Annotated in this window: 8 protein-coding genes; 5 read left to right on the forward strand and 3 right to left on the reverse strand. The window is 73.7% G+C overall.

Features of this window, described 5'->3' with window-relative positions:
* From B0E53_RS31580 to B0E53_RS31590, 3 genes are all read right to left on the reverse strand, one after another.
* Window positions 1-789, reverse strand: a 789-nt coding sequence (locus B0E53_RS31580) for a phosphatase PAP2 family protein (protein WP_107079323.1), incomplete at its 3' end; no start/stop codon positions are given.
* A gap of 97 nt (window positions 790-886) precedes the next feature.
* Window positions 887-2,527 (reverse strand): MDR family MFS transporter, encoded by a 1,641-nt coding sequence (locus tag B0E53_RS31585; RefSeq protein ID WP_107079324.1) that lies wholly within the window; start codon window positions 2,525-2,527, stop codon window positions 887-889.
* A complete protein-coding gene (locus B0E53_RS31590) occupies window positions 2,524-2,994 on the reverse strand; it encodes a MarR family transcriptional regulator (RefSeq protein ID WP_107079325.1) in 471 nt (156 codons plus the stop codon). Before B0E53_RS31590 ends, B0E53_RS31585 begins: the two co-directional genes overlap by 4 nt.
* Window positions 2,995-3,096: 102 nt before the next feature.
* Here B0E53_RS31590 and B0E53_RS31595 point away from each other — a divergent pair, with 102 nt between their 5' ends.
* The 5 genes from B0E53_RS31595 to B0E53_RS31615 all read left to right on the forward strand — a co-directional run.
* Window positions 3,097-3,687 carry a TetR/AcrR family transcriptional regulator gene (locus B0E53_RS31595; RefSeq protein ID WP_107079326.1) on the forward strand — a complete coding sequence of 197 codons (591 nt, stop codon included), beginning with the start codon at window positions 3,097-3,099 and terminating at the stop codon, window positions 3,685-3,687.
* Between the two features lie 30 nt (window positions 3,688-3,717).
* Complete coding sequence (locus B0E53_RS31600; protein ID WP_107079327.1) at window positions 3,718-4,059, forward strand: MmcQ/YjbR family DNA-binding protein; 342 nt, start codon at window positions 3,718-3,720, stop codon at window positions 4,057-4,059.
* Between the two features lie 53 nt (window positions 4,060-4,112).
* Window positions 4,113-4,739 (forward strand): GNAT family N-acetyltransferase, encoded by a 627-nt coding sequence (locus B0E53_RS31605; protein WP_107079329.1) that lies wholly within the window; start codon window positions 4,113-4,115, stop codon window positions 4,737-4,739.
* A 65-nt stretch (window positions 4,740-4,804) separates the two neighbouring features.
* Window positions 4,805-6,139 carry a low temperature requirement protein A gene (locus B0E53_RS31610; protein WP_107079328.1) on the forward strand — a complete coding sequence of 445 codons (1,335 nt, stop codon included), beginning with the start codon at window positions 4,805-4,807 and terminating at the stop codon, window positions 6,137-6,139.
* Window positions 6,140-6,187: 48 nt separating this feature from the next.
* Window positions 6,188-6,772, forward strand: a 585-nt coding sequence (locus tag B0E53_RS31615) for an SRPBCC domain-containing protein (protein WP_146167837.1), incomplete at its 3' end; no start/stop codon positions are given.

Below are 6,772 nucleotides of genomic sequence, written 5' to 3' on the forward strand. Positions count from 1 at the left end.
CACGTGCGGGCGCAGCCGCGCGGCGGGCGCCGGCCCGGCCGGTGGCCGGCGCGGCGCGTCCGGTCGGGGCAGCGCCGCCAGGATCAGCCCGAGGAGCGTCACCGCGACCGCCCCGTCGAGCCAGTAGTGGTTGCCGGTGCCGACCACCACCAGCAGGGTCACGGCCGGGTGGGCGAGCCACAGCCACCGCCACCGCCCGGCGGTGACCGTCACCAGCGCGACGGCGACGGCCACGGCCCAGCCGACGTGCAGCGAGGGCATCGCGGCGTACTGGTTGCTCAGCGTGTCGGCCTCGGGCGGGCCGTAGACGGCGGGGCCGTACCGGCTGCCGGTGTCCACCAGGCCGGTGAGCGCGGTCATCCGGGGCGGGGCGAGCGGGACGAGGACGTGCAGGGCCAGCGCCGAGGCGGTGAGCGCGGCGAGCGCCCGCCGCATCCACCGGTAGTGCGCGGGATGGCGGAGGTAGAGCCAGACCAGGCACAGCACGGTGGCCGGGAAGTGCACGTACGCGTAGTAGCAGTTGGCCAGCCGGACCGGCAGCTCGTGGACGAGCAACGGCGCCTGCACGGCCACCTCGTTCGGCAGGTGCAGCAGCCGCTCGAACCACCAGATCCGCTCCCCGTTCACCTGCGCGTCGGCGGACCGCCCGGCCACCGCCAGCCGACCCGCCTTGTACGCGAGGAAGAGCACGGCGACGAGGGTCAGCTCGCGGACCGCCCGGCGCACCGCCCCGGCCGGCCGTGCGTCGACGGCCACCGGCGGGGGCGGCGCGGGCTGCGTCGTGTCCACAGCGCCTCGATTCGGTCACGGCCGGCGTACGCCGGCCCGGGTGGGCACGGACCAGGGCCGCCGCCGGAATCGGCGACGGCCCTGGGACGACGGGGCGTCAGCGGCGGGCGCGTTCGCCCGGGCCCGTGACGTCCACGGCCACCTCGTCGAAGGCGGGCGCCCCGTCGACCGCGTCGGCCGCGACGGCGACCGAGCGGGCGGTGTCGGGCAGGTCCAGGCTGGACCGCAGGGTGACCGGCTTGAGCAACAGCGCGGCCAGGATCCCGACGACCGCGATGCCGGCGGAGATCAGGAAGATGTGCCCGGTCGCGTCACCATACGCGGCCCGCACAATGTTCTGCACCGGCTCGGGCAGGGCGGCGAGGTTGAGCGTGCTGCCGCCGCTGCCGCCCGAGGTGGGGATCCCGGCCGCGGCCAGGTCGTGGGTGATCCGGTCGGTGACCCGGCGGGCGAGCACCGCGCCGAGCACCGACACGCCGATGGTGCCGCCCAGCGAACGGAAGAACGCCACCGTGGAGCTGGCCGCGCCGATGTCCTTGAGCGCCACGGTGTTCTGCACCGCGAGCACCAGGTTCTGCATGGTCATGCCGACGCCCACGCCGACGATGAACATGGCGGCACCGACCAGGACCAGCGAGGTCTCGTGGTCGATCGTGCCGAGCAGGGCGAAGCCGGCGACCAAGATGATCGACCCGGCGACGATGTACGGCTTGATCTTCCCGCTGGCGGTGATCAGCCGGCCCGCGACGATCGAGGAGAGCAGCACGCCGGCCATCATCGGGATGGTGAGCAGGCCGGCCTCGGTCGGGCTGTAGCCCCGGCCGATCTGGAAGTACTGGCCGAGGAAGACCGCGCCGCCGAACATCGCCATGCCGACCGCGAGGCTGCCCAGGATTGCCAGCGCGGTGGTGCGCTCGCGGACGATCTCCAGTGGCACGACCGGCTCGGCGGCCCGCGATTCCACCAGGACGGCCAGGGCGAGCAGCAGCACCGAGCCGCCGACCATCGCGCCGGTCTGCCAGGACAGCCAGGCGAACGAGTCGTCGACGAACGAGATCCAGACCAGCAGCAGGCTGACGCCGGCGGCGATCAGCGTGGCGCCCAGGTAGTCGATCTTCACGTTGTCCCGCCGCACCGTGGGCAGGTGCAGGGTGACCTGGAGCAGAAGCAGCGCGACGACCGCGACGGGCACGCCGACGAAGAAGCACCAGCGCCAGCCGAGCCAGGAGGTGTCCACGATGAGGCCGCCGAGCAGCGGGCCGCCGACCGTGGCGAGCGCCATCACGCCGCCGAGGTAGCCGTTGTAGCGGCCGCGCTCCCGGGGCGGGATCATCGCCGCGATGGCCACCTGGACGAGGGCCTGGAGGCCGCCGACGCCGATGCCCTGGAAGGCACGGGCCGCGATGAGCTGGCCGGCGGAGTGCGCGAACCCGGCCGCGACCGAGCCGGCCAGGAAGACCACGATGGCGACCTGGATCAGCAGCTTCTTGTTGAACAGGTCGGCGAGCTTGCCCCAGATCGGGGTGGTCGCCGTGGCGGTGAGCAGGGTGGCGGTGACCACCCAGGTGTACTGGGTCTGCGAGCCGTTGAGGGCTCCGATGATCTTCGGTAGGGCGGTCGAGACGACCGTGCTGCTCAGCATGGCCACGAAGAGCACCAGCAACAGGCCGCTGAGGGCCTCCAGCGTCTGCCGCCGGTTCATGGGCGCGGCGTCCGCCGTCGCGGTGGGTGCGCTCATCGCGCGTCCTCCAGGTTGTCGTGTCGGGTGAGGGCGACCTCAAGGTCGCGGGTGAGGCGCGCGAGCGCGGCGGACAGGGCCGCCACCTCGCCAGGGGTCCAGTCGGCGAGCGCCCGGGAGAGCACCGCGCCGTACCAGTCGTAGGCCTCGGTCAGGGCGGTCCGGCCGGCCGGGGTGACGGTCAGGTGGCTGGCCCGCCGGTCCTCCGGGTCGGTGCGCCGGTCCACCAGGCCGTCGGCGACCAGGGCGGCGACCGCGCGGCTGACCGTCGAGGGGTCGAGCCGGCTCCGTTCCGCCAGGTCCCGGGCGTGGCAGCCGGTGTCGGCGCCCTGGTCGATGTGCCGGAGCAGGCCCACCAGGCCGGGCGGCACGACCGGCCGGTCGTCCGCGCGCCGCTGCTTGAGCAGCCGCACGCCGGTCAGCAGATCCTGCAACCGGGTGACGAGCTCTCGGCTGGTGGCGTCCACTCTTCTCCCTCCCCCGCCTTGGTTGCCTCAAGCAATCATTCTCGAATCTTGCGCAGTAGGCAAGTTTGCTCATTGAGAAACGGATCACGTACGCTGGGAGCCATGGAGGAGGCCACCGGGCTGCGGGAGCGGAAGAAGGCGGCCACCCGCCTCGCCCTGCACGAGGCGGCCCTGCGCCTCGCCGCCGAGCAGGGGCCGGACCGGGTCACCGTCGAGGCGATCGCCGACGCCGCCAACGTGTCCCGGCGCACGTTCTCCAACTACTTCTCCAGCAAGGAGGAGGCGCTCTTCCACGGCGACACCATGCGGCTGCGCCGCCTGCTGGAACTGATCGCCGAGCAACCCGCCGACCTGCCGCCCTGGACGGCGCTGAGCCGGGCCGCGCTGCGCCAGGCCGACGAGATGTACGACGAGACCGCCGAATCCTGGCTCAACCGGCGCCGCCGGCTGCACGGCAACCCGGGCCTGGTGGCGCACCAGGTGGCCGCGTACACGGCGATCGAGCGGGAGCTGGCCGGGGAGATCGGCCGCCGGCTCACCGGCGCCGACGCGGCGCTGCGCGCCCGGGTCCTCGCCGCGGCCTTCCTGGCGACCCTGCGGGTCGCCGTCCAGCAGTGGATCGAGGCGCCGGACCAGCCGCTTGCCGGCACGCTCCGGACCGCGCTCGCCCACGCGGCCCCGGCGGCCGGGTGATTGTCGGAGGGTGGGGCTAGCGTCCTCGACGTGGTCACCGTCGACGAGGTCCGCGCCCTGGCCCGCACCCTCCCCCGCACCAGCGAGCACCTGATCCACGACCGGATCAAGTTCCGGGTGGGCGCGATCGTCTACGTCGCGTTCAGCCGCGACGAGCGGAGCATGGGCTTCGGCTACCCCAAGGAGCAGCGGGACGGGCTGATCGCCGCCGAGCCGGCGCTGTTCTTCCTCCCCCGCCCCTCCGACCTGCGGTTCAACTGGGTCTGCTGCCACCTCGACCGGCTCGACCACGCCCAGATGACCGAGCTGGTCTGCGAGGCGTGGCGGATGGTGGTGCCGAAGTTCCTGGCCCGCCAGCGGCTGGGTGGGTGAACCTCGACCGCCGGGGGTTCGGTGAGAGCGATACCACGCCGTACGGTCCCGGCATGAGCGGCACCACGACATCCACGGCGGCCGTGCGGCCGTACCGGCCCGCCGACCACGACGCCGTCTACGACATCTGCGTCCGCACCGCCGACGCCGGCGGCGACGCCCGCGGGAGGTACGCCTCCGACGACCTCATGCCCGACCTCTTCGCCGGCCCCTACCTGCACCTCGAACCGGAACTGGCGTTCGTGCTGGCCGACGCCGGCCGGGTGGTCGGCTACGTGGTCGGCACCGCCGACACCCCCGCCTTCGTCCGCGCCTACCGGCGCGTCTGGATCCCCCGGCTGGCACACCGCTACCCCGTGCCGGCCGGCGACCCGCGCACCCCGGACGAGGAGATGATCGCCCTGCACCACCACCCCGAGCGGATGCTGGTGCCGGAACTGGCCGGCTACCCGGCCCACCTGCACATCGACCTGCTCCCCAGCCACCAGGGGCGCGGCCACGGCCGGCGGCTGCTGGAGACGTTCCTGGCCGCCACCGCCCGGGCCGGCGCACCCGCGCTGCACGTCGGCATGGTCACCGCCAACGTCCGCGCCCGCGGCTTCTACGACCGGCTGGGCTTCCACGTGATCCCGGTGCCGGACCCGGGCCCGCTCACCTATCTGGGCCGGTCCACCACCTGAGGAGGCCAGCCGGGATGCCGGTCGATTCCGCCCTTGGGCCGACCCGCCGCTGACAGACTCGGGCGATGGGCCGCGACGGGTGGGGCAAGGGGCTGGGGCCCGCCGTGCCGGTCGCCCCGGCCGCCCGGGTGGACAAGTTCGAGGTCTTCTTCGACCTCGTCTTCGTGGTGTCGTTCTTCATCATCACCCGGGCCACCGCCGCGAACGTGACCCCGCGGGAACTGCTGCACGCCATGCTGGCGCTCGCCGTGCTCTGGTGGTGCTGGGTCGTGCACAGCGCGGTGGCCACCCGGCTCCGGCTGGGCGAGGGCTTCGTGCCGGTGCTCATGGTGGTCGGCATGGTGGCGCTCTTCACCTTCGCGCTGGCGCTGCCGCAGACCTTCGGCGACCTCCAGCAGGGCGCGGCCGGACCGATCCTGGTCACCGTCAGCTACATGGTGATCCGCGCCGTCCACATGTCGCTCTACGCGTACGCCACCCGGGGCGACCCGCTGGCCCGGCGCAAGCTCTGGCAGCTCGCCCCCGAGGTGGTGATCACCACCTGCCTGCTGCTGGTCGCGGCGCTGCTCCCGCCCGAGGTCGACGATCCCGGCCTCGGGCTCTGGCTGCGCGACGGGCTCTGGATCGCCGTGGTGGTCATCCAGTACACCAGCGGCCTGCTGGTCGGCGCCGAGGGCTGGCAGATCACCTCCGCCGAGCACTGGACCGAGCGCTACGACCTGATCCTGATCATCGCGCTGGGCGAGTCGGTGATCTCGGTCGGCGTCGGCGGCAACCTGCTCGGCAAGCCGGTGACCTGGCCGGCCATCCCGGCGGCGATCTTCGGCATCCTGTTCACCGCGGCTCTCTGGTGGACGCACTTCGACATGATCGGCCCGGCCGCCCGGATCGCGCTGCACGCCGCCGAGGGCCGCCCGCGGGTGGCGATGGCCCGCGACGCGTACGCCTATCTCTATCTGCCCATGATCGCGGGGGTGATCCTCTTCGCGATCGGCGCGGAGGCACTGGTCCGGACGATCACCGACCCGGTCGGCGGGGTGGCCGAGCGGGCCCGGGGCCCCGCGGTGCCACTGCTCTTCGCCGGCGTGATGCTCTATCTCGCCGCGGACATGGCGTTCCAGCTGCGCACCCTGAGAACGGTGTCGTGGACCCGGATTGGCGCCCTCGCCGCGCTCGCCGCCGGGCTGCCGGCCGGCCGGCACCTGCCGGCGCTCGGCGCGCTCGCGCTGCTCACCGCGATCTGCGTCGCGCTCGTCGCGGTCGAGCTGGTGATGATGGCGGAGTCCCGCACCGCGCTGCGCCGGGCCGTCTACGAGGAGAAGGCCAGCCACGAGGCGAGCGAGGCGGCCTTCCGCGCCCGCTGGCACGACGGCGGCCCGGACCGGCCCGCGGAGGAGTAGGGATCGCCCGTCCGACATGGTGGGACGGGCGAGCCTTAGAGTCTCCGCGTGATCGAGATCGCCACCGAGGTCGACCTGTTCCACCCGCCGGCACGGATCTGGCGGGCCCTGACGGAACGGGAGCTGCTCGCCAAGTGGTTCGCCGGAAGCGAGTCGCTGGGTGACCGGACGCTGCTGCGGACCGCGGGGCTGCCCGGGTACGACGCCGACACCGAGGTGGAGGTGGTCGAGCTGCGCGCACCGGAACGCCTGGTGCTGCGCTGCCGCGAGGCGGACCGGAGCACCCGGCTGGCCTGCGACATCGTCGCCACCGGCCACGGTTCCCGGCTGTCCGTTCGGGAGGTGCTGGAGCAGGGCGACTGGGACGCCGACCGGCGCGCCGGGCAGCACCAGCAGGCGGTGACCGGGCGGCTCCCGGCGATCCTCGACTGGCTCGCGTTCCAGCAGGTCGACCTGCGCCGCGCCGAGGGCGGCCTGACCGCCGAACTGCCGGTGGTCCGGCTGCTCGGCGACGTACGCAGCCGGGCCGGTCGCCGCCGGGCGGTGCTGGTGGCCGGGGTGCTGGCGGTGCTCGGGGCGACCGCCGGGGCGACGGTGTGGGCCACCCGACCCGCGCCGCCGCCGGCACCGGCC

The sequence above is a fragment of the Micromonospora sp. MH33 genome (genome assembly GCF_003013775.1).
GTDB classification, from domain to species: domain Bacteria; phylum Actinomycetota; class Actinomycetes; order Mycobacteriales; family Micromonosporaceae; genus Micromonospora; species Micromonospora fulviviridis.

What these genes read in the sequence shown, in the direction of transcription:
- B0E53_RS31585 (WP_107079324.1), bottom strand. Translation starts at nt 2,527, where the DNA reads ATGAGCGCACCCACCGCGACGGCGGACGCCGCGCCCATGAACCGGCGG.
- B0E53_RS31595 (WP_107079326.1), top strand. Translation starts at nt 3,097, where the DNA reads ATGGAGGAGGCCACCGGGCTGCGGGAGCGGAAGAAGGCGGCCACCCGC.
- B0E53_RS31605 (WP_107079329.1), top strand. Translation starts at nt 4,113, where the DNA reads ATGAGCGGCACCACGACATCCACGGCGGCCGTGCGGCCGTACCGGCCC.
- B0E53_RS31610 (WP_107079328.1), top strand. Translation starts at nt 4,805, where the DNA reads ATGGGCCGCGACGGGTGGGGCAAGGGGCTGGGGCCCGCCGTGCCGGTC.